This window comes from Rhizobium sp. SG2393, from assembly GCF_042610495.1.
GTDB lineage: Bacteria > Pseudomonadota > Alphaproteobacteria > Rhizobiales > Rhizobiaceae > RU20A.
Genome location: NZ_JBHGAP010000007.1, coordinates 75,189 through 98,419 on the forward strand (window position 1 = coordinate 75,189; position 23,231 = coordinate 98,419).

Sequence of the window (23,231 nt, forward strand, 5' to 3'; positions counted from 1 at the left end):
TTTGGGGCCGAAAAGAAGAAGCCCGCCCCGGCCGGAATTCCTTCGAAGTCGGGCGGAGCGGGCCATCAGATGACGCGTAGTCCAAAAATCAGATCCGGATCCCTTCGTGCCTCGCGTCGATGACAGAATTATTACAAGTCACTGTGTAAGTGCCGGCTTCACGGTTGATTGACAGATCAAGTCGCTTGCCTTCGATCGTGAGGCTGACCGACACACTGTTCCAGTCCGGCGGCAGGCAGGGCTCGACGAAGAGCCGGTCGCCCCTGCGGCGGATGCCGAGCAGGCCTTCGACGGCCACACGGTAGAGCCAGCCGGCCGAGCCCGTATACCAGGTCCAGCCGCCCCGGCCGGCGAGATCGCCTTCCGAATAGACGTCGGCGGCGATCACATAGGGCTCGACGCGATAGCGTTCCGCTGCGTTCTGATCGGTCGCTTTCAGGATCGGGTTGAGGAGCTGAAAGGCATCCCAGGCCTGCTGCTCGCGGCCGAGACGGGCCAGCGCCAGCACGCTCCACGTGGCGGCATGGGTATACTGGCCGCCATTTTCGCGCACACCCGGCGGATAGCCGGCGATGTAGCCCGGATCCTGCGGACCATCGGCGAAGGGCGGGGTGAAGAGGCGGATCAGGCGATTGTCGTGATCCACCAGCTCGGAGAGCACCGAATCCATGGCCTTTGCCGCGCGGTCGGCGTCAGCGACGCCGGAGAGCACGCTCCAGGACTGGGCGATGGAGTCGATCTGGCACTGCGGCTCGAAGGCGCTGCCGAGCGGCGTGCCGTCGTCGAAATAGCCGCGGCGATACCAGTTGCCATCCCAGCCGGCGGTTTCAAGCGCCGCCTTGAGGCTCTGCAGGTGTGCTTCCCAGCGCGTGACACGCGCCTGATCGCCCCTGTTGCGGGCATGCGTCAGGAAGGCGGTCAGCGTGGCCGCGAGGAACCAGCCGAGCCAGACGCTGGTGCCGCGCCCCTCGATACCCACACGGTTCATGCCGTCGTTCCAGTCGCCGCCCAGAATCAGCGGCAGGCCGTTCGTGCCGGTGCGCTGGATGGCGAGGTCGAGCGCCAGCGCGCAATGCTCGTAAAGCGGTGCCGTGGTCTGCGAGACGGTCGGGCGGAAGAAGTTATCGTGCTGGCCTTCGGCAAGGGCAGGGCCCTCGATGAAGGCAACCTGCTCGTCCAGGAGGTCGGTGCGGCCGGTGACACTGCAATAGTGTTCGGCGGCATGGGCGAGCCAGACAACGTCGTCCGAGATGAGCGTGCGGACGCCTTCGCCGGTTCCCGGCAGCCACCAGTGCAGCACGTCGCCCTCCGCAAACTGGCGGGCGGCGGCGTTGAGGATCTGCTTGCGGGCAAGCTCCGGACGCGTGGCGAGGAAGGCAAGGGTATCCTGCAACTGGTCACGGAAGCCGAAGGCGCCGCTGGCCTGATAGAAGGCCGAGCGTGCCGTGACGCGGCAGGCAAGGCTCTGATAGGGCAGCCAGGTGTTGACGAGGAGATCGAAGGCCGGATCGCCGGTCGAGACGTTCACGTCCGAGGTCATCGCCTGCCACTTGGACTGCGAGGCCGCCAGCACGGCGTCGAAGTCCATGGCGAGCGCATGCCGCAGCAGCGCGGATGCGGCGTCCTGCCCGTCGGCGTCACCCATCACGAGCACCACCGAGCGGCTTTCGCCGGCGGCGAGCGTGATGTCCATGGCGAGCGCCGCGCAGGGGTCGCCATCGGTGCCGGTTGCACCTGACAGGGCCACACCGTCGAACACTGCCGTCGGACGCTGGATGCTGCCGGCCGTACCGAGGAATTCGCGGCGGCTGGCGGTCAGTGTCGCGTCCTTTTCGCTCGTTGCGAAGAAGGCCACGCGGCTGCCGTAGCCGACGCTGTAGGGGTTGGTCGCGAAGATCGCTGCGGCCTGTGCATCACGCTGCGTCAACACGAAGGGAGCGGTGCGGGCGCGGTTGTTGCCGAGCACCCATTCCGCATAGCCGTACAGGCGCAGGCGGCGGGCATTGCCGGAGCGGTTTTCCAGCGTGACCTTCGTCAGCTTGACGGCATCTTCCGTATGGACGGTCTGGACCGCAGTGATCGCGAGATCATCACCACCGGATGTGAAGGCCGAATAGCCGAGGCCGTGGCGGACTTCAAAGCGGCGCGTCGTGTCGCGCGAGAGGCCGGCATAGGGTGTCAGCACGTCGCCATTGTCGAGATCGCGGATGAAGACGGCTTCGCCGGGACGGTTGATGACGGGATCGTTGGTCCAGGGGGTCAGCTGGTAGTCGCGCGAATTGCGGCTCCAGGTGTAGGCAGAGCCTTCTGCCGAGACGTGGAAGCCGAAGTTTTCGTTGGCGATCACGTTCAGCCACGGATGCGGCGTCGCGCCGCCGCCGGAAAGGCGGATGATATATTCGCCGGTCGGCAGGTCGAAGCCGCCGTAACCGTTCCAGTATGCGAGATCGCTGCCGTCGATGGCGGCGGCGGCACCCGGATAGGCCTTGGTCATCGGCAGGGCGGCAAGTGGCAGGGCCGGGCCCTCATCCTTGGCGGTCGGCAGATAGAGCGAGACGTTGCGGGCGATCTGGTCGGAGAGCTTGCCGTTGCGTGCGTGGAAGACTGCGCGGGCCGTGGCGAGCAGGGCCGCCCAGGTCTCCGGGGCCATCAGATCCTTGCGCACCGTGAAGACGTGCTGGCGGGCGCCATCCGACTGGCTGCGCAGGCGCAGGTTCTCGCACATGGCTTCCAGCGCGTGGTGCATGTCCTGCGCATAGGAGGAGGCACGCTCGTTGAGGATGACGAGATCGACGGTGACGCCGCGCGAGCGCAGGTATTCCTGCGCCCTCAGCGCCTCGCGCGCGATGCCGAGATCGCTGTCATCGTCGATGCGCAGGCAGAAGATCGGGAAGTCGCCCGAAATCGCCAGCGGCCAGAGCGAGGCCTGGGACGCAAGGCCGGCCTTCACGCTTGCCGCATCCCGGCGCAGCTGCATGTCGGGGTAGACGAGGTAGCGGCCGAGCACCTGGAAGCTTGCCGCTTCCTGCGAGGTGATGCCGACGTGGCGCATCTGCACCTGGCTTCGCGTCCAGGCGTGGATGAGCTCGTGGTTGAAGCTGTCCGGGTGGCGGTAGCGGTCGATGGCGCGGTCCAGTTCCTCGCGGCTCGGGGCGGCGATGGTCCAGAACACGATGGCAACCTTCTTGCCGGCGGGAACACGGATCGTGCGGCGCAGCGACACGATCGGGTCCAGCGTATAGCCATCGGTGTTGGAGAGAACCGCACCGGGATCGAAGGCCGCAGCCTCTGCCAGCGTGCGGCCCCGGCCGATGAAGCGGCGGCGATCCGTCTCGATCTCGGTCGGGCGGGTGGTGCCGGCGAGATCGGAGACGAGGTGGGCGACTGTGACATCGGGATCGCTCGGCGTGCGGCGGTTGCGCCAGACACGGATGACGTCGCCCTTGCGGCCGATCTCGGTGCGCACGAACATCTTCGAGAACAGCGGATGGGCGCTGTCGGTGTCATCGGTCGTCAGCACCGGCTCGGCATAGGAGGTCACTTCGATGAAGCGGTCTTCCTGCCCGGTGTTGATCAGCGTCAGGCGGCGGCCTTCCGCATCATGTTCGGTGGCGACGATGCATTCGACTTCCGACTGCAGCGTACCGACGGTCTTGACGTATTCGGCCTTGTCGTCGCCGAAGCGCGTCAGGGTCTTCTCGCCGGTTGCGCGGCGCGGCTCGGCGGTGGCCGACCACCACTCGCCCGTCGTCGTGTCGCGCAGGAAGAGGAACGTACCCGAGCGGTCCTCGACCGGATCCGGCGTCCAGCGGGTGACGGAAAGGCCGTTCCAGCGGGAGTAGCCGGAGCCGGTCGCCGTCAGCATGACGCCGTAATGGCCGTTGGAGAGGAAGACCGTCGAGCGATCCTCGGCGATCGGGTTTTCCACGACGCGGATTTCCGGACGCAGCAGGTCTGCCTGGCCGCCACCGACGGATTCCGGCTCGCGCTTGGCATTCATGATCGGGATGTCGCGCGGCGCCTTTTCCTGCAGCAGCAGCTCAGCCGCCTCGATGACCGGGTCGGCGTGGAACCACTCGCGCAACTGGCCGTTGAAGCAGACATTGGCGATGGCCGCGATCGACATGCCGTGGTGGTGGGCATAGTAGTTGCGCACAACAGCGCAGGTCTGTCCGTCCGGCACGCGGGTCGGCGTGAAGTCAACCGCATCGTGGAAGCCGTAGCGGCCGAGCGCGCCGACGGCGGTCAGGCGCTTGAGATTCTCAAGCGCGGTTTCCGGGGCGTACATGGCGGCGAGGATCGACGCGTAGGGCGCGATGACGGCGTTCTGGCCAAGACCGCGCTTCAGGCCGAGTGTGGGTACGCCGAAGTTGGTGTACTGGTAGGACATCTCGTGGTCGCGCGCATTGAACGCGGCTTCCGAAATGCCCCAGGGCGTGCCGAGGCGACGGCCGTGATTGATCTGTTCCTGGACGATCAGATTGTTGGTCTGGTTCAGGATACCGCCCTGACGCTCCTGCATGACGAGCGGCGGCATGAGGTATTCGAACATCGAGCCCGACCAGGAGACGAGCGCACCGCGCGCGCCGATCGGCACGACCGGACGGCCGAGCTTGTACCAGTGCTCGGTCGGCAGATCGCCCTTGGCGATTGCGAAAAGGCTGGTGAGGCGGGCTTCGGACGCCAGGAGGTCGTAGCAGGCTTCGTCCAGTTCGCTCGTCGCGACACGGTAGCCGATCGAAAGAAGGCGTCGCTCCGGACGGAAGAGGAAGCGGAAATCCATCGAAAACGCGATGTTGCGGGCGCGGTCGCGAAGTACGGCGAGGCGCTTGCGCATGTCCTCGATGGCGTTGAGATCGAAGACACCGTCGGCGATGTGGGACTCGCACACGCGCACCGTCGCATCCGCCCAGAGCACGACTTCCGCGCTGGTCGGCGTGCCGACTTCGTGGTCGAGGTTGACCGTCAGCTTATGGATGTCGCGCGCAAGGACCGCCAGATTGATCACGCGGATGGAGGCGAATTCCGGCTCGCGCTTCACGGCCTTCAGGGCATTGTGGAAGCCTTCGATGCGCTCGGAGATCAGTTTTCGCAGCGGACGGACCGTCTTGCGGTCATCCGGCAGCTTCGCGAGCGTTTCAGCCAGGATATCCGCCACATCGCCGATGCCATCGAGGCTGCCCTGGATGTGGGCGGAGGGAGCCTCGGCCCATTCGGCGCACATGGAGGACACAGCGATCAGATGGCCGGCGAGGTTGCCGCTGTCGACGGCGGAGACGTATTTCGGCTCCATCGTTTCCAGCGTGTCGGTCTTGTACCAGTTGAAGAGATGGCCGCGATATTTGGGCATCGCATCGACGGTGGCGATGGTCTGCTCCATGCGGCGGATGGTTTCTTCGAAGCCGATCCAGCCAAACTGCCGGGCCGACATGACGGAGAGGAGGTAGACGCCGATATTGGTCGGCGAGGTGCGCTCGGCGAGAACCGGCTGCGGCGTCTCCTGGAAATTGTCCGGCGGCAGGAAGTGCTGCTTCTCGTTGACGAAATCCTCGTAGTAGCGCCAGGTGCGGCGCGCGATGCGGCGGAATTCGGCGACGACGGGCTCGGCAACGACCAGTTGGTCTTCCGTCTCGGCTGACTGGCTGACGAACCAGGCGATGGCCGGTGACATCATCCAGATCAGGGCGAAGGGGATGCCGATGAAGGGCAGGCCGGTATCGGAGATTGCGGCAAGGGCCAGCGACGCGACCGCCAGTGCCGGTGCCGTCCACATGCTGCGGTAATAGTCCTTGACCGAGCCCTGGCCGGCGCTCTGAACCTGGGCGGCGGTGCGCCACTCCAGCATGAGCTTGCGGCTGACGAACGTGCGGTAGACGGAGCGCACGATGGCATCCGCCATCATCGCCGCATTGTGGGCGATGAAGACGATGCGGAGCGCGACCTGCGCGTTGGCAGCGCGGATTTCCGAAAGCACGGCGTGCAGATGGGCCCGGGCCACGATGTCGCTGCGCCGCGGCATAAGGCTGGATACGAGCGAGAGCGTGGGCGCGACGAAGAGCGAGAAGATCAGCAGGACCTGCCAGATCAGCGCCTCGTTCGGCTCCATATAGTACCAGCCCATGACGGAGGCGATCAGCCAGGCGCAGGGGATCAGCGAGCGGCGCAGGTTGTCGTACATCTTCCAGCGGCCGAGCCAGGAGAGGCCGTTGGCGGTGTCAAAGAGGAAGGGCAGCAGCTGCCAGTCGCCGCGGGCCCAGCGATGCTGACGCGACATTTCGACTTCGTAGCGGGTCGGGAAGTCCTCGACCAACTCGACATCGGTGATGAGCGCGCAACGCGACAGCGAGCCTTCGAGAAGATCGTGGCTGAGGACGGCGTTTTCGTCGATCTTGCCTTTCAGCGCGGTCTCGAAGGCGTCCACATGGTAAAGGCCCTTGCCGGTAAACGTGCCTTCGCCACAGATGTCCTGGTAAACGTCTGAGACCGTGAAGACATACGGATCGATGCCGCGATTGGCAGAGAAGATGCGCTGGAAGGCCGAGGCATCGCTGCCGGTCGTCAGCGACGGCGTGACGCGTGGCTGCAGGATCGAATAGCCGGCCGTGACGGTCTGGGTCTTCGCGTCGATAACCGGACGGTTGATCGGGTGGTAGAGCTTGCCGACGAGCTTCGTCACCGCGTCGCGCATCAGGCGCGTATCGGCATCGAGCGTCATCACATACTGCACGTTTTCCGGCACCATGTTGGCGCCGGGCAGGAAGGTGGTATCGCGATCGCCGCGCAGCAGCAGGTTCAGCTCGTGCAGCTTGCCGCGCTTGCGCTCCCAGCCCATCCATGCGCCCTCCGCTTCGTTGAAGAGGCGGCGGCGGTGCAGGAGGTAGAAGCGGGTGCGGCCATCGAAGGCATAGCGGGCCGAGAGGGTCGCGATTTCCTTCTTGGCGTAGTCAAGCACGTCGAGGTCGGTGGCCGTTTCCTCGAACTTGCTGTCGGCCCAGTCGCTGACCAGGGCGAAGTACACCTCGCCCTTCGGGTTGGCGAGATAGTGGACCTCGATATTGCGGATGAGTTCGTCGACGTGGTCACGCTTGGAAATCAGGCAGGGGACGACGACCAGCGTGCGGGCATCCTCGGGGATGCCGTCGAGGAATTCGTAGCCGACGAGGCGTGTCGGCTGCACGAAGAAAGTCACCAGCGTGTTGAAAAGGCCGCTTGCGCCTTCCGATGCGGGAAGGGCGAACAGCAGCATGATGATGAGCTTCGCACCGCTCGGGATCGCCATCGGGCTGACGAAGGCATAGACGAGAACGAGGGCCAGAATGGTCAGCGCGATGTTCGGCAGCGCGATCGCCATCCAGTCGAGCTTGCGGCAGGCGCGCACGACGGTCTGAACGACGGTCGGGCGGTAGCCGATGCGCTCTTCCAGAACGCGGCGCTGCTTGCCGGCGAGATAGGCGCCGACATTCGGTTCCCGGTCGGCATCGGCGCGCGCACCCTGCTGCTCGGCCTCGACCATGTCGAGGGCGAGCTGGCAGATTTCCACCTCCGTCTTCTCGGACCGGCGCGCCAGCTTTTCGATCGTGTTGCGGTACTTGTCACGCGAGCCGAAATCGAGAGAGGCGTAATCGGATTTTTCGCGCAGCAGGCTGTCGATCTTGCTGACGCTTTCGTACCAGACCGGCCATTCCGTATCGTCGATCTCTCGCAGGCTGCGGATGATGCTGCCCATCGTGGCATTGCCGGAGGACAGGCGGTTCTGCTCGGCGACGAGAACGTTTTCGAGGTCGGTGCCGCGCCGTGCGAGGCGTTCCTCCAGCCAGTTGATGACAACACCTGATGTCCGCGAGCCGTCGCGCAGGCGATAGAGAAGCTGCGCGACGAAGGTGTTGTCGGCGGACAGATCCTCGTACTGCGACAGCAGCGAGGGGCAGCGCTCGGGATCATTGAGGCGCAGGATCTGGTCGGCGACGTCGTTGGCCTTGGTGCGCATGTCGCGCGAGCGCTCGACGCGCAGCGCCACGCGGCGGAGGTTTTCGATCAGGACGAAGCGCAGAAGGGACGGCAGGGCCCAGAGCTCGCCGATCTTCAGCGTGTCGTGGCGCTGGAACCCCTCGACCAGTGCCGTCAGGCTCTCGCGGGAGACGGTGCTGTGGGTGTGGGCCACGTAGAGCCAGGCCAGCGCAAGGGTGCGGGGAAGCACCTGGCCGTTGTTGACCGGCATGGTGATCAGCTGGCGGTAGAACTTGTTGGGGAAGTCGCGGCGGACTTCCTGGATCGCCTCTTCGACGACGAAATGGTTGTCGAGCAGCCACTCGGCAGCCGGCGTGATGGAGGCGCCGGCTTCCACATCGCGCGCGGTCTCGCGGTAGACGCGGAAGATTTCCTTCTCGTTTTCCTTGTGCCGCGGCTTGAACTCGAAGGGCAGGAAGGCCGGCAGCGTGGCCCGGCCTTCGCGCGCGAGCTGCGCGCCGCACTCGGCAAGATCCTCGTTCGCAAGATAGGTCGCGCGAATGGAATCGTTGTAGTCGATCTGCTTGGTGTCGAGATCGCGCGGCTGTGCTGTCTGGGAAGTGGCTGGAGGCATGAGGGCTGTCTGGGTCCAGTTCTTGGGAATGCGAGGAATGCTTCAAGCGAATGATGCGGGCCGCCAACGTATCAGGAGGCCCTTAAGTTCCACCGGCTTCGCAGCCTGTGGTCTGCAGGCGGCGGCCGACCGATCCGGCTACGTTCCGCTGCCTGCGGCCGCTGCCTTCACAATCTGGTGATCGCAAGGGCGGGTGATTGATAAACGTGGCATTTTTTAGCCGCAGTCTCAGTCCCTTGCAAGGATCGTAGCTACCTGGGACGGGGCGTTGACCTCTCCTGCGATCCAGCTGCGGAAGGCGATGCTGACAGGGTTCTCCTGCTTGCCGTTCGGCACCACGACATAATAGTTGTTTTCCGTCCTGAAAGGCTTGTCGAACACGACCCTGAGCCTGTCGGCCGCAAGATCCTGGCCGATGAGATAGAGCGGTACCAGTGCGAATCCCAGCCCTGCGAGTGCGGCTTCGATGACGGTCGAAAACTGGTCGAAGCGGTGACCGCGATAGGCGGCCTTGGGATCGACGCCCGCATCGCCGAACCAGAGCGCCCAGAGCTTCGGACGGGTGGCCATGTGCAGAAGCGGCGCCCCGTCCAGGTCTGCGTAGGTCTTGGGGCCGAAGGCCTCGATCAGCGCCGGGCTTGCGACGGGCACGATGGTCTCGCTGCACAGATAGGTGCAGGTGGCATGCGCCCAGACGGGCTGGCCGTAGTGGATGGCGAGATCGAAGGTCTGTTCCTCGAAATCGAAGGGCTGCGAGCGCGAGGCGATGTTGACGATCGTGTCCGGATGACGCGCCAGGAAGTCCGGCAGGCGGGGCATCAGCCAGCGGCTACCGAAGGTGGGCAGGCAGGCGAGCGACAGCGACTGGTCGGCCCGGGCCGCCGCCATGGTGCGCACCATCAGCTCTTCCGCCTGCGCCAGCAGCCGGCGAACCTCCGGAAGGAAGCGGCGGCCGGCCTCGGACAGCACGACGCGCTGGCGGATGCGCTCGAAGAGCAGAACGCCGAGCTGCAGTTCCAGATCCTTGATCTGGCGGCTCACGGCGCTCTGGGTCAGGTTGAGTTCCGTCGCCGCCTGCGTGAAGCTGCCATGGCGCGCCGCGCATTCGAATGCCTGCAAGGTGATGACATCAGGCGCCAGCCGTCTGCTCAACTTCATTCCAGCCCCGCATGACCATAGATCAAATTCTTCGAACATCTTCGCCTCGGTCTGGTCTATGGTCCAGCCCGGCGACCTCCTTCCTTAATGCGGGCTGGCCGCGAGCGGAAGGGGCGCGTGTTCCCGCGCTCGCCGGCGACCGGGGGAGGGGAACCCAGCGCAGGGGCGAAAGAACGCCCGGCGTGACGCTCACGGATTTTCAGGAGACGACAATGGATAGCAACATGCAGACGGGCGGCGTTGCTGCCGAAGCCGCCACCATCCTGGCACGGCTCGGCGTCGATGCCGGCCTTTACACCGGCGGCGCCATGGCCTCCTTCACGCCGGTGACCGGCGAACAACTCGGTCAGCTGGTGAAGACCACGCCGGAAGGTGCCGCTTCCGCCATCGAAGCCGCGCATGAAGCTTTCAAGGCCTGGCGCCTCGTACCGGCGCCGCGGCGCGGCGAGCTCATCCGACTGCTCGGCGAAGAGCTTCGCGCCGCCAAGGCCGATCTCGGCCGTCTCGTTTCCATCGAGGCCGGCAAGATCACCTCCGAAGGTCTCGGCGAAGTGCAGGAAATGATCGACATCTGCGATTTCGCCGTCGGTCTCTCCCGCCAGCTCTACGGCCTCACGATCGCCACCGAGCGCTCCGGCCACCGCATGATGGAAACCTGGCATCCGCTCGGTGTGGTCGGCATCATCTCCGCCTTCAATTTCCCCGTCGCCGTCTGGTCGTGGAATGCGGCCCTGGCGCTGGTCTGCGGCAATGCCGTTGTCTGGAAGCCGTCGGAAAAGACGTCGCTGACGGCGCTTGCCAGCCAGGCGATCCTCGAGCGCGCCATCGCCCGCTTCGGGTCGGATGCGCCCGCCGGCCTCTCCACGGTTCTCATCGGCGAGCGTGACCTCGGCGAAGTGCTCGTCGATCATCCGAAGGTGCCGCTCGTTTCGGCCACCGGCTCGACCCGCATGGGCCGGCAGGTCGGTCCGCGCCTTGCCAAGCGCTTCGCGCGCGCCATCCTCGAACTCGGCGGCAACAATGCCGGCATCGTCTGCCCGTCTGCCGATCTCGACATGGCGCTGCGCGCCATCGCCTTCGGCGCCATGGGCACGGCCGGCCAGCGCTGCACGACGCTGCGCCGTCTCTTTGTTCATGACAGCGTCTACGACCAGCTCGTGCCGCGCCTGAAGAAGGCCTACCAGAGCGTCACCATCGGCAATCCGCTGACCTCGTCGGCCCTCGTCGGTCCGCTGATCGACAAGGCCGCCTTCGACGCCATGCAGCACGCACTTCAGGCCGCCAGGGCCGAGGGCGGCGCGGTCACCGGCGGCGAGCGGGTCAGCGAGGGTGCCGACACCGCCTATTATGTGCGCCCGGCGATCGTCGAAATGCCGTCGCAGTGCGGCCCGGTTCTGGAAGAGACCTTTGCGCCGATCCTCTACGTGATGCGCTACAGCGATTTCGACGCAGCGCTTGCCGACCACAATGCGGTGGCGGCCGGTCTCTCCTCGTCCATCTTCACGCTGGACCTGCGCGAAGCCGAGCGTTTCCTGTCGCCGGACGGTTCCGACTGCGGCATCGCCAACGTCAATATCGGCACGTCAGGCGCCGAAATCGGCGGCGCCTTCGGCGGCGAGAAGGAAACGGGCGGCGGGCGCGAATCGGGGTCGGATGCCTGGCGCGCCTACATGCGCCGGGCCACCAACACCATCAATTACTCGCGGGCCCTGCCGCTGGCGCAAGGCGTGTCCTTCGACATTGCATAAGCCTGCCTCAGATTGTACGGGCCGGGCCGGATCGCCGCATCCGGCCCGGCCTTTTCGTGTCCGGTCAGGGTGTTGGACCGGGCGGCGTTTGCTGCTATCGAGTGCAGAGGCGGCCGGGGGCGGCCCTATTCGAGAGGACATGCGCGGATGTTTTCGGCGCTCGCTTCGGCGCTCAAGCCACGGGTCGATATCGTTGAAAAGCGCGAGGCCGGGCGCTTCGAGCCGGCGCGCTCCGACTACTATCGCGGTACGCCCGGCAAGCCGCTGCAGCTCATCCTGCAGGCCCGGCACGATTTTCTCTCCATCTGGCGCGAGACGGATTTTGCCGACCGCGTGCAGCAGCAGCGCATTCTCGGCCGGCAGCTCGTCGTCGTCAATTCGCCGGATGCGATCAAATATGTGGTGGCGACGCGGCACGACAATTTCGAGCGCAAGTCGCCGCAGATGCGCCGGGCGCTCGAATTCCTGCTGGGCGACGGCCTGTTCATCTCCGATGGCCAGACCTGGAAGCAGCGCCGGCCGCTGGTGACCGACATCGTCCACAAAAGCCGCGTGCCGAGCTTCGGCCCGGTGATGGAACAGACGACGGCCGAACTGGTGACGCGCTGGGAGACCCTGCCCGAGGGGACGGTGGTCAATGCGCTGCACGAAATGGCCGGGCTGACGGCGGAGATCATTTCGCGCAGCGTCTTCGGCAATGATCTCGGCAAGGAGGCTGCCGATTCGGTCACGGACGGCTTTACCAGCTACCAGTCGCTGATCGATTCCATCAATCTCGGCTATTTTCTCGGCTTCGACGAGGGACTGCCCGTGCTGCGGACGCCGCGGCTCAGCCGCTCCGTGAAGAAGATCCACCGTATCATCGACAAGGTGGTCGAGGACCATCTGGCCGGCAAGGGCGACGACAAGTCGATGGTGGAACTTCTGGTGCGCCGCCAGCAGAAGAACCCGGAACTCGGCCTCGACCTCATCGCGCTGCGCAACGAGGCCGCCACCATCTTCATGGCCGGGCACGAGACGACGGCGGCCACGCTGACCTGGGCCTGGTATCTGCTGTCGCGCGCGCCGTGGGTGGAAAAGGCGGTTCACGAGGAGATCGAGGCGGTTTGCGGCGGTCGCCAGCCAACCATCGACGATGTGCCGAAGTTCGACTGGTGCCGCGCCGTCATCGAGGAGACGCTGAGGCTTTATCCGCCCGTGCCGATCCTGGCGCGGCAGACGCGCGCGGCCGATCGTGTCGCCGGCATCGATGTCGATCCGGCCTCGCTGATCCTCATCGTGCCATGGCTGCTGCATCGCACCGAGGCCTTCTTCGAGGAGCCGCATCGCTTCAAGCCTGAGCGGTTTCTCGAGGGCCGGCGGCCGATCCCCTACAGCTACATTCCCTTCGCGGCGGGCCCGCGCATCTGCCCCGGCCTGCAATTCGGCCTGACGGAATCGATCCTGTGCCTTGCCATCCTCGCCCAGCGGTTTCGCGTGGAAGTCCCGGAAACGGTGGCCGTCGAGCCGCTCTGCCGGCTGACGCTTCGCCCGCGCGGTGGTCTGCCGGTGCGCATCCTGCCGCGTCGTCGCGGCCATTGAAGACGGGGAGCGGCGCATCGTGAGCACGAAGCCCGGCAAGGCCATCTATGTCTACAAGCCGCCCGCAGCGCCGACATTTGCCGATCTCAGGGCTGGCGGCGAGCGGCGCAAGGCATTCCTGCGCTACCACATCACCGACAATCTCAACAATCTCGTCGATCTTTCCGTCCATTTCGGGTTGAAGCTCCTGCCGGCCGGTCTCTGCTCGGCGGCGGGCGCAAAGATCGGCCTGTTCGCCATGCCGCGCTTCCACAAGCTGGCGGTGCGCCGCGCTCGCGAAAACCTGAAGGTGCTGATGCCTTCTGCCAGCGAGGCCGAGCGCGAGGCGGTGCTGCGCAGGAACTGGGAAAACCAGGGCCGGCTGATGACGGAATTCTCGATCATCCGCCGCGTGGCGCTGACGCCCGGACGGGTCAAGGATCTCGATGTCGACTGGGCGGTGGACCTTGCCGCCGGAGGGCCTCTGGTCCTTGTCGGCATGCATCTCGGCAACTGGGAAATGATGGCCGCGCCGCTGAGCCAGGCGGGCCTTCGCCTGCATGCCAATTATGTGCCGCCGGGCGGGCGGGCGCGGGCCTGGATCGCCCAGAAGGTGCGCCTCGACAATGGCGTCGTGCTGATGCCGCCCGGACGCGACGGCGTGAAGCCGGCGCTGAAGGTGCTGAAGGAAGGCGGCATCGTTAGCATGTTCTGCGACGAGGGCTTTCGCGGCTGGATCCGCGGGCCCTTCTTCGGCCGCCCGCCGCATCTCGACGGCAATCTGGCTCTGGCGGTGAAGCTTGCACGGCGCAGCGGGGCGCGCATCGTTCCCTGGTACATGCTGCGCGACGAGGGGGTGAACTTCACCTTCAACCGCCTGCCGGTCATCACCCTGCCGCCGGAGGAGAGCCCCGGCGCACGGCTGATGGACGATGTGCTGCTCCTCAACGGCGTGATCGAGCCCGTGATCCGCGCCCATCTCGACCAGTGGTATTTTCTCGACAGCGCGCTCTGAGCGCGGGCCGGCGGTTCAGCCCCGCTTCTTCTTCCGGTTCTCGGCCAGCGCGCTCGCGGTCCAGATGCAGTCGGCAATCAGCCGGGCGCTGAGCTCGACTGGAACCGAGTGGATGACATTGCTGGGCTGCATGGCGATCTCGCCGACACGCAACAGGTCCTCAGGCGTCACGTCCGCCAGGTGGAGGTCGGATAGCGTGGTGGGCAGGCCGAGGTCGATGCAGAAATCGAGCGCTTCCTCGATCTCTTCCGGCGCCTGGTTTTCCAGAACCAGCAGGCAGATGACGCCGAAGGCGACCTTTTCGCCATGGAAGAAGTGGTGCGTCGGCTCCAGCACGGTGAGCGCGTCATGCACGCCATGGGCGGCCGAGACGCCGCAGTTCTCAAAGCCGAGGCCGCTCAGCAGCGTGTTGGCCTCGATGATGTTTTCCACTGCCGGTGTCAGGCGTCCGCCCTTTGCCGCCTCGAAGGCCTTGCGGCCGTCGCGCATCAGGACCAGATGGCAGGAGCGCGCGATCTCGGCGCCGGCGATCGTCGCCGCATAGCCGTCGCCGATATAGTTGCGGCGGCGCGATTCGAGATTGGAACGGGCCTCGTACCAGGTGGAGAGCGCATCCCCCATGCCGGCGACAAGGAAGCGCACCGGTGCCTTGACGATCAGGGCGCTGTCGACCAGCACGACATCTGGATTGCGTCCGCAGCGCACCACACGGTCATAGACGCCCTCTTCGGAATAGATCACGCCGATCGAACTGGTCGGGGAATCGGTGGAGGCGATGGTCGGCACGGTGACAATGCGTGCGCCCAGCTTGGAGGCGGTGATCTTGGCCGTATCCAGCGCCTTGCCGCCGCCAACGCCAATGACGACGCCGGCTTCGATCGCGCGGCCTTCGATTGCGCAACGCTCGACCTCCTTGTCGGTCGACTCGCCACCGAAACGAACGAAGCGGCTCGCGACTCCATGCCTGGACAGGCTTTCCTCCAGCTCCGGCCGCAGGCTCTCCCAGAAGAAACTGTCGATGACCACCAGCGCCGAACGAGACAGCGGTTCGACATAGCGCCCGAGATCCCCGATGACACCCGGTCCCTGCACGTAGCGCAGCGGTCCGCCATAGCCTCGTTGGGTCATGCTGTTCTCCTCCCCCGACCGTCGGCGTCATCCACACGGCATGCGCGTGGGTTGCCGAACTCATATATCTTTCCTCACCGATTTTATTATAGGACGGCTTCTTGAGCGCCTTCAAGCTGAATTTCTCTGAATCAAATATATCAGTTTCGCCTTGGCATCGCCGCAAGTCCGTCGCAAGCGGCGGCCTTGCCTTGCTTCAGCGCGCCCTGGCGCGTCCCGCCATCTGCATGGCGCCCGCGACGACGAGGATGGAGAGAAGGAGGATCGCGCCGGAGATGGCATAGATGACCGGCGAGGCGCCGGAATTCATCTTTCCGAAGAGAACGACGGGCAGCGTGTTCTGGCGACCCGCGAGGTAGAAGGCGCGGGTGAATTCGTTCAGCGAAAGCAGGAAGGCGAAGATGAAGCCGCTGATCAGGCCCGGTCGGATAAGCGGCAGGGTGATGTCGCGGAACTGCCGCCAGCGGCTTGCGCCGAGATCGTCGGCCGCCATCAGGTAGGACGGCTTCACGGCCGAGAAGCTCGTCAGGATGACGATAAAGGCAAAGGGCATGGCCCAGAGCAGATGGCCCGCGATCACCGTGATCGCCGAACTCTTGATGCCGGACTGGGTGAAGATGGCAGAGAGCGCGAGGCCTGCGATCACGCCCGGAACGAACATCGGCAGGACCATGGCGAGAAACCACAGGCTGCGTGCCCGCTTCAGCTCGAAATAGGCGAGTGTTGCCAGAAGAGAGAGCAGCGTCGCGGCCGTTGCGGTCACGCCGGCTATGAGCAGCGATTGCCACAGGGCGCTCATCAGCGCCGTTTCCTTCGGCAGCGCCGCGTACCAGCGCAACGAGAGATCCGAAAGCCCCGGCAGGCCTGGTTGCAGCGACGCGTTGAAGGAAATCGCCACGAGATAGATCGGCGGCGCATAGATCACCGCAAGAGCAAGGATCGACAGCGTCCAGAGAAAGACGCGATTGAACAGGCCTTCGTTGACAGTCATTCCGCATCCTCCCCGAAGAGACCAGAGAGCTTGAACACCGCATTGCCGATCAGGACCATTCCGAAGATCGTCATGAGCATCACGACCGAGATGGCGAAGGCGAGCGGATAGTTGGCGACGCGCATGACGTCGTTGATCATCACCGAAACGATGGAGGCACCGGCACCGCCCAGCATCTGCACTTCGGTCGACGACCCCGCCACCATGACGAAGACGAAGAGGAAGCCGGCGAAAAGGCCGGGATAGGTCAACGGGGCAAGGATGGTGAAGAAGGCGCGCCAGAAGCCGGCGCCCAGATCGCGCGCTGCTGCCATGAGTTCCGGCGGCACACGCCGCATGGACAGAAGCAGCGGAAAGACCGCGAAGGGCAGGTAGGAGGCAATAAAGCCGACCATGACGGCGAAATTGCTGAAGAGCAGCCAGTCCAGCGGTGCGCTGGTGATGTGAAGCGCCTGCAGCGTTTCGTTCACCGCGCCGGTGCGCCCCAGCACCAGCCGCCAGGCAAAGGAGCGGATCAGATACGAGGTAAAGAAGGGAATGGTCATCAGCGCCAGGAGCAGCATCTGCATGCGCGGGCCGGACATGATGTGGATGGCATAGGCCAGGGGATAGGCGAGAAACGTGCAGATGATCGCCGCTGCGAAGGATTTGGCAATGGTCGACAGGATGACCGTCCAGCGACCGGCGTCCAGAATGGCTCCGTAGCCGGCAAAACTGAGTTCCGGCTTGATCCAGTAGGTGGCGGGATCCCAGGTCCAGAAACTCCAGATGACGACGAGCGCCAGCGGCAGCACGCCAAGAAGCATGACGACGGCGAGCGGCGGGGCAATCAGAAGGGTTCGTCTGGCGGACATGGTGCGTCGTCCTTTGCAGGGCGGAGGGAAACGGGCGGCAGAACATGCCGCCCGCAGGACCTGTCAGGCGTTGCGCAGCTTCTGCCACCATTCTTCGTAGAGCTGGAAGTTGTCCGGCCGGGTGTTCTGCCAGTAGACCTTTCCGGCGAACTTGGCCTGTACGTGCTTGCCGAGCTTTTCCACCTCATCGGCCTTGTACGCGTCCGGATGGGCCTTGGCATATTCGAGGTTCTTGTCGGTCGGGACCATGTAGCCGCGCGTGGCGCCGAGTTCGCAACCGTAGAAACCGCCGAGAAGCCCGTTGACGAAAGCGTGGGCGGCATCTGCCGTGCCACGATCGACCGCGCCCTTCAGCAGCACCGTATTGTTGCCCCAGCCCTCATAGCCTTCGACAGGGGCGGCATATTCCACCTGAAGCCCGCGCTTGCGGCCCTCATAGACGATCGGCTCCCAGCCGGTCATGGCATCGACTTCCTCGTTGGCAACAAGCTGCACGCCCTGCTCCCAGCCGTTCCAGAAGGTGCGGAACTGGCCGTCCGTCTTGTGCTTGATGAGGAATTCCATGACGAGACCCAGTTCGGATTCGCTGAGATTGCCCGGGTCGTTGATGGGCTTGTTTTCGGCTTCCTTCAGATACATGGCCGTGAAGATCGCGCTGTTGATCCAGGCGTCCTCCATGGCGACGCGACCCTTGAGCTTTGGATCGAAAATGACGCCGTAGCTGTCGACCTTGCCGAGCTTGTCGGGGCGGTAGATGATCGAGTCGGCGTTGACCACGGTCGGAATGCCGATCTGCTGGCCGTCCAGCTTCAGATAGGGAATGTCCTTGGCCCATTGCCAGACGCTGGCGTAATTCGGAATCTTCGAAAGGTCCCAGGGCACGATATGGCCCTGCTTGGCCAGTTCTTTTTCCGCGCCGCCCTGGAAGCCGCCGACATCGAAGAGATCGTTGGCATTTCCAGCAGCGAGACGAGCGACCACCGGGCCGATATCGTTGCCATTGTCGGTGAACTGCGGCGCGACGCCGGTCAGTTCCGTGAAGGTCTGCCATTTGTCGGCGATGTCGAGGGTCGCCGTGGCCCAGAAGGCGACGGACATTTCCTCAGCCACGGACCGGCCGCCGAAGCCGAGGCTTCCGAGGCCGAGGGCGGCACCGCCAAGACCCATGAGCTTGAGCATGTCGCGGCGGCTTGCATTGCTGGAAAGCGGGTTCGATATCTGCTGTCGTTGCATGGTTTCATTCCCCTTTTTTATCCGCCGGGTTATGCGACCGCGGTCGGTATCGTCGAGTTTCGAATAGCCATCGCCGCGCCTTTTGCCACGGCAAGCGAGACGGTGCTGCCGACCGTCAGCCCGGCAGCGGATCCATCGCTCGGGACGGCCAGAAGCACCTCCTGTCCATCGGCGAAGGAGAGCCTCAGATCGGTGGTCAGGCCCCGGAAGATCCGATCCCGGAGGGTCACGGCGAGGTCGCCTGCGGTGTCGGGATCGCAGACGGTGAGCCGGTCGGGGCGCAGCGCTACAACCAGATCCCCGCCTCCGGGCGGAGGAGGGCTTGCGAGCGGCACGGACTGGCCTGCGATGATGGCCACGGCACCTGACCCCGTCGTGTCGATGCGCTCGGGTTTCAACAGGGTCTCGATGCCGATGAAGCGGGCGACGAAGGCATTGGCGGGACGCTCGAAAAAGCGGGCGGGCTCATCGACCTGTTCGATCCGCCCGCGATGCATCACGGCCATGCGGTCGGAGAGGCTGAGGGCCTCGTCCTGATTGTGGGTCACGAGGATGAAGGTCGCGCCGGTGCGCTTGTGCAGACGCCCGAACTCGTCCCGCATCTGCTGGCGCAGCCTTTCGTCGAGACCGGTCAGGGGTTCATCAAGGAGCAGAATGCCAGGCTCCATGACCAGCGCGCGGGCGAGCGCCACGCGCTGGCGCTGGCCGCCGGACATCATGCCGATCTTGCGCGCACCGAAGCCGCCGAGTTCGACCAGTTCGAGCGCGTCATCGACCTTTTTTGCCAGCGTGGCTCCCGCCAGTCCGCGCAGCTTCAGCCCGTAGCCGATGTTCTCCGCGACTGACATATGCGGGAAAAGGGCTAGGTTCTGGAAGACCGTATTGACCGGTCGGCGGTTGGCGGGCACGTCGAGCACGCTCTTCCCGTCGAACGCGATGTCCCCTGTTGTCGGGCGATCGAACCCGCCGATGAGCTTCAGCAAGGTGCTCTTCCCGCATCCCGATGAGCCGAGCAGCGTGAAGAATTCCCCGGCCGCAATCGAGAGATCGATGCCCCCAAGGCCTGCGACCGGGCCGAACATGCGCGTGACGCCCTTGATGTCGATGGCGATCGCCATGTCAGCGCCCCTCCTCTATGACCGGCGTGGCGGTGTCGCGCAGGACCATGATGCCTTGTGACGTGACGGTCATCGTCTGGCCGATCTGAACAAGGCTGGTCGTGGTCGGTTCCTCGACCAGCGCGGGGCCGGCGATCTCTTTTTCGAGCGGCAGGAGATCCCGCTCATAGACGGGGCAGTCGTGCCAGCCGATGTCGGCGCCGAAATAGACGGCACGCTGGCCCTTGCGTGCCGCATCCAGCGACCGACCGTGCTCGGCGAGCGCCGGCAAGGTGATGACCGGTCCGTCGAGAACGGCTTCGAGGTGCAGCGTGGTGATCTCGATGGCCGCCGAAGGCAGGCGGAATGTGTAGGCCTTTTCATGGGCGGTGTGGAACCGTTCCGAGAAGGCTTCGACGGTATCGGCGGCATCGAAATCGGCAACGACCCCATGCTCCTGGCCGCGATACCGGGCTTCCAGGCGATAGGTCAGGCGGATGGGCGCATCCGCGCCCTTGCCGAAATAGACGACTGCCTGCCGTTCCAGTGCCGAAAAGCGGCGCAAGACCTCCGGAAGGGCGCTGTCGGCCAGCGCAGAGAACCAGGTGGCACGGAAGTCGGCGCGTGGCTCGGCGGCAAGCATGCCCCAGGCGGAGAAGATGCCCGAATGCGGCGGGACGATCGTTGCCTTGACCGACAGTTCCCGTCCCAACCGGGCGGCCAGGGCCGGGCCGGCTCCGCCGCTGATGACGAAGACGGCGTCGCGCGGATCGTGGCCACGCTGGACGGTGACGAGTTTCAGCGCGTTGATCATGCTCGCATGGGCGATTTCGACGATGGCGAGGGCCGCATCCTCAAGGGACATGCCGAGTTTGTCGCCAACGGTGCGGATGGCGGCGGCCGCCTTGTCCTTGTCGAGCTGCATCGAGCCGCCGGCAAAGCTCTTCGGATCGAAGATGCCAAGGGTCAGCAGGGCATCGGTAATGGTCGGCTCCGTGCCCCCGCGACCGTAGCATGCGGGGCCGGGTGTCGAGCCGGCGCTTTGCGGGCCGACGCGCAGGGCGCCACGTTCGTCAAGCCAGGCGATCGAGCCGCCGCCGGAGCCAATCTCCACGATATCGACCACCGGTACCTGTACCGGATAGCCGGGTGCAATGCGCGAATGCTCGAGCTTGTATTCAACATTCAGCGTCGGTCGCCCGTCGTGGATCAGCGAACATTTCGCCGTGGTGCCGCCGACATCGAGATGCAGCACCTCGCCTTCGCCCAAGGCCTGCCCGATGCGCGCTGCTCCTGCCACGCCACCGGCGGGGCCGGATTCCACCAGCGTCAGCGGGCTGGCGGTGGCCTGATCGAAGGTCGAGATGCCGCCATTCGACTGCATGGCGTAATAGGGGCAGGTCAGATCGCGTCGCGTCAGCGCCGCTTCGAGCCGCTCGAAATAGCGGCGGATGATCGGCTGCACATAGGCGTTCAGCACCACGGTGTTGGAGCGTTCATATTCGCGCCATTGCCGGGAAACTTCGTGGCTGGCGCAGACGGTTGCTTCAGGAAGGGCGTCTGCGACCAGACGGGCGCAGCGTTCCTCGTGCGCCGGATTTGCGTAGGCGTGCAGAAAAAGGATGGCCACGGCCTCGATCTTCTCGGCCCTGCAGGCCGCGACGATGGCGGCGACGTCTTCCTCATGGAGCGGGGTGACGACCTCGCCGGCCGCGTTCATCCGCTCGCGGACCTCGAAGCGCAGCCGGCGCGGAACGAAGGGTTCGGGGCTGTGGAACTGCAGATTGTAGAGATCCGGCCGGTTGCCGCGGCCGATCTCCAGCACGTCGCGGAAGCCGGCTGTCGTGATGAGTGCCGTGCGAACGCCCTTGCGCTCGGTGATCGCATTGATGACGGTCGTGCCGCCGTGGGCAAAGAAGGTGACGTTGCGCGTGACCAGGCCGTCGGCGGTTTCAGACGCGGCAATCGCGTTCAGGACGCCCTCGGACTGGTCATGGACGGTCGTCAGGCTCTTGGCGGTGAAGAGTGCGCCGTTTCGTTCGTCATAGCCGACGAGATCGGTGAAGGTGCCGCCGACATCGGTTGCGAGCCTGATCATGCGGCGTCTCCTGTCTTGCCATAAAGTGCCTGGGCTTCGGCCTCGGTCAGGAAGCCGTTGCGGATATCCTCTGCAATCAGCGCCGGCTCGCGCAGGGCAGGATCGCCCCAGCCGCCGCCGCCGCCGCTGATGATGCGCACGACGTCGCCGCTGTCGAGATCAAGATGGGCGATGCGACCATGGCGTTCGACCTCACCCTGATTGCGGGCGATTTCCAGCACATTGACCGAACCGGCCGCTCCGCCGTCCATTCCCCAGGGGGCGATCTTCGTGCGGCCGAAGCTGCCATAGGCTGTCGTGTCCTGCCCGAGGATCTGATATTCGCGCACGACGCCGTAACCGCCACGCCGCCGGCCGGCCCCGACGCCGCCTTCGACGTTGAAGCCGTAGCGGCGCACGCGCAGCGGGAAGCGTGCTTCAATCACCTCGATCGAATAATTGTAGGTGTCGCCGTCGGTGAGGGCGATGATCGCACCTGCTCCATCCTGCGTCGGTGTCGCGCCCCAGCCGCCATGTTGCGGCTCGATATGGATGAAGGGCTCTCCATGGGCATCCTTGCCGGCAATATAGACGACGCAGAGGCTCGAATACGATCCGGCCGAGAAGCGCTCCGGCTTCAGCGGAGCAAGCGCCTTCCACATCAGCTCCGAGGCGTGGACCGAGCCTTCGTAATACCAGCCGGTGGGCGAGGGCTTTTCGGCGGTGAAGATGGTGCCCGGCGGACAGATGACGGTCAGCGGCCGGAACCAGCCCTCGTTGGACGGGGCCTGCGGACCGACGAGCGCCTTGACGATTGTCTTGACGGCCGATTGCAGGGCGCCGCGCGCGCAGTTGATCGGGCCGGTGACGGCCGGGGGGCAGCCGGTGAAGTCGGCAATCATTCGCTCGCCGGCAATGGTGATTGCGACCTTGATGGCGATCGGCTCGTCGCTCACCCCGTCGCCGTCAATGATGTCGGTCGCTTCATAGCGTCCGTCTGGCAGGGCGGCGATGGCTGCCTTCGCCTGCCTTTCGCTGGCGTCGAGGAGGTTTGCGAAGGCTGCGAGAACCGTTTCGACCCCGTACTTCTCCGCAAGCTCGCCGACGCGCCGGTCGGCGACGCGCACGGTGGCGATCTGCGCATTGAGGTCGCCGAGGGCGATGTCGGGCATGCGCACGTTTTCGGCGACGATGTGCAGGACGTCCTCGTCAAAGGCCCCGGCCCTGACAACCCGGACGCCGGCAAGCCGCAAGCCTTCCTGGAAGACGGAGGTTGCGTTCGGCGCCAGGCTCCCTGGAACGGAACCCCCGACATCGATGTAATGCGCGACGTTGATGGCGTAGGCCACGATCCTGCCTTCAACGAAGAGCGGCTTGACGATGGCGAAGTCACAGGAGTGCGTGCCGCCTGCATAGGGGTCGTTCGACAGAAGAATGTCGCCGTCTACGAGGCGGGAGCCGAAGCGATCGATGAGCGCGCGGACCTGGAAGCCGAAGGTTCCCGTGAACAGCGTGATGCCGTTCATCTGGGCGACGAGTTCGCCATCCGCAGTCAGAAGCCCACAGGCGAAGTCGAGGATTTCATAGATGACCGGGCTCATGCTGGTGCGCGCCATGACAAGACCCATCTCATCGACGGTCGCCATCAGCTTGCCTTCGATGATCTCCTGCGTGACGGGATCGACGGTGCGGAAACCGGACAGCATGATTTACCCCTCTTTTCTTATGGGGGCACTATGCGGTCGGATCGGCAGGGCGTGAAGCTGGCCAGATGGGCGGGGCGGGGTTG

General features: G+C 65.0%; 12 protein-coding genes. 3 read left to right on the forward strand and 9 right to left on the reverse strand.

All coding sequences use genetic code 11. From position 1 onward, the window contains the following. Positions 1 to 88 precede the first annotated feature (88 nt). Positions 89 to 8,581, reverse strand: a complete 8,493-nt coding sequence (locus ACED18_RS15005) for a GH36-type glycosyl hydrolase domain-containing protein (protein ID WP_377293625.1) — start codon at positions 8,579 to 8,581, stop codon at positions 89 to 91. A 228-nt stretch (positions 8,582 to 8,809) separates the two neighbouring features. Continuing rightward, positions 8,810 to 9,739, reverse strand: a complete 930-nt coding sequence (locus ACED18_RS15010) for a LysR family transcriptional regulator (protein WP_377293627.1) — start codon at positions 9,737 to 9,739, stop codon at positions 8,810 to 8,812. A gap of 212 nt (positions 9,740 to 9,951) precedes the next feature. Here ACED18_RS15010 and ACED18_RS15015 point away from each other — a divergent pair, with 212 nt between their 5' ends. From ACED18_RS15015 to ACED18_RS15025, 3 genes are all read left to right on the forward strand, one after another. Further along, positions 9,952 to 11,487 (forward strand): aldehyde dehydrogenase family protein, encoded by a 1,536-nt coding sequence (locus ACED18_RS15015; RefSeq protein ID WP_377293629.1) that lies wholly within the window; start codon positions 9,952 to 9,954, stop codon positions 11,485 to 11,487. A 147-nt stretch (positions 11,488 to 11,634) separates the two neighbouring features. Next, positions 11,635 to 13,068 (forward strand): cytochrome P450, encoded by a 1,434-nt coding sequence (locus ACED18_RS15020; RefSeq protein WP_377293631.1) that lies wholly within the window; start codon positions 11,635 to 11,637, stop codon positions 13,066 to 13,068. A 19-nt stretch (positions 13,069 to 13,087) separates the two neighbouring features. Further along, positions 13,088 to 14,062, forward strand: coding sequence for a lysophospholipid acyltransferase family protein (locus tag ACED18_RS15025; protein ID WP_377293633.1), 975 nt, complete (start codon positions 13,088 to 13,090; stop codon positions 14,060 to 14,062). Positions 14,063 to 14,077: 15 nt separating this feature from the next. Here the strand turns inward: ACED18_RS15025 and ACED18_RS15030 are convergent, their stop codons facing one another. The 7 genes from ACED18_RS15030 to ACED18_RS15060 form a co-directional block, all read right to left on the reverse strand. Continuing rightward, positions 14,078 to 15,190 carry a glycerol dehydrogenase gene (locus ACED18_RS15030; RefSeq protein ID WP_377293635.1) on the reverse strand — a complete coding sequence of 371 codons (1,113 nt, stop codon included), beginning with the start codon at positions 15,188 to 15,190 and terminating at the stop codon, positions 14,078 to 14,080. A 196-nt stretch (positions 15,191 to 15,386) separates the two neighbouring features. Beyond that, positions 15,387 to 16,181 (reverse strand): ABC transporter permease, encoded by a 795-nt coding sequence (locus ACED18_RS15035; protein WP_377293637.1) that lies wholly within the window; start codon positions 16,179 to 16,181, stop codon positions 15,387 to 15,389. Further along, positions 16,178 to 17,035, reverse strand: a complete 858-nt coding sequence (locus ACED18_RS15040) for an ABC transporter permease (RefSeq protein WP_377293639.1) — start codon at positions 17,033 to 17,035, stop codon at positions 16,178 to 16,180. Before ACED18_RS15040 ends, ACED18_RS15035 begins: the two co-directional genes overlap by 4 nt. 63 nt (positions 17,036 to 17,098) lie before the next feature. Beyond that, positions 17,099 to 18,268, reverse strand: a complete 1,170-nt coding sequence (locus ACED18_RS15045) for a PotD/PotF family extracellular solute-binding protein (protein WP_377293641.1) — start codon at positions 18,266 to 18,268, stop codon at positions 17,099 to 17,101. A gap of 29 nt (positions 18,269 to 18,297) precedes the next feature. Next, entirely contained in the window at positions 18,298 to 19,386 is a 1,089-nt protein-coding gene (locus ACED18_RS15050) for an ABC transporter ATP-binding protein (RefSeq protein WP_377293643.1), read from the reverse strand. A 1-nt stretch (position 19,387) separates the two neighbouring features. Next, positions 19,388 to 21,463, reverse strand: coding sequence for a hydantoinase/oxoprolinase family protein (locus tag ACED18_RS15055; protein ID WP_377293645.1), 2,076 nt, complete (start codon positions 21,461 to 21,463; stop codon positions 19,388 to 19,390). Then, entirely contained in the window at positions 21,460 to 23,148 is a 1,689-nt protein-coding gene (locus tag ACED18_RS15060; protein WP_377293647.1) for a hydantoinase B/oxoprolinase family protein, read from the reverse strand. The genes ACED18_RS15055 and ACED18_RS15060 overlap by 4 nt, the downstream gene beginning before the upstream one ends. Positions 23,149 to 23,231 lie beyond the last annotated feature (83 nt).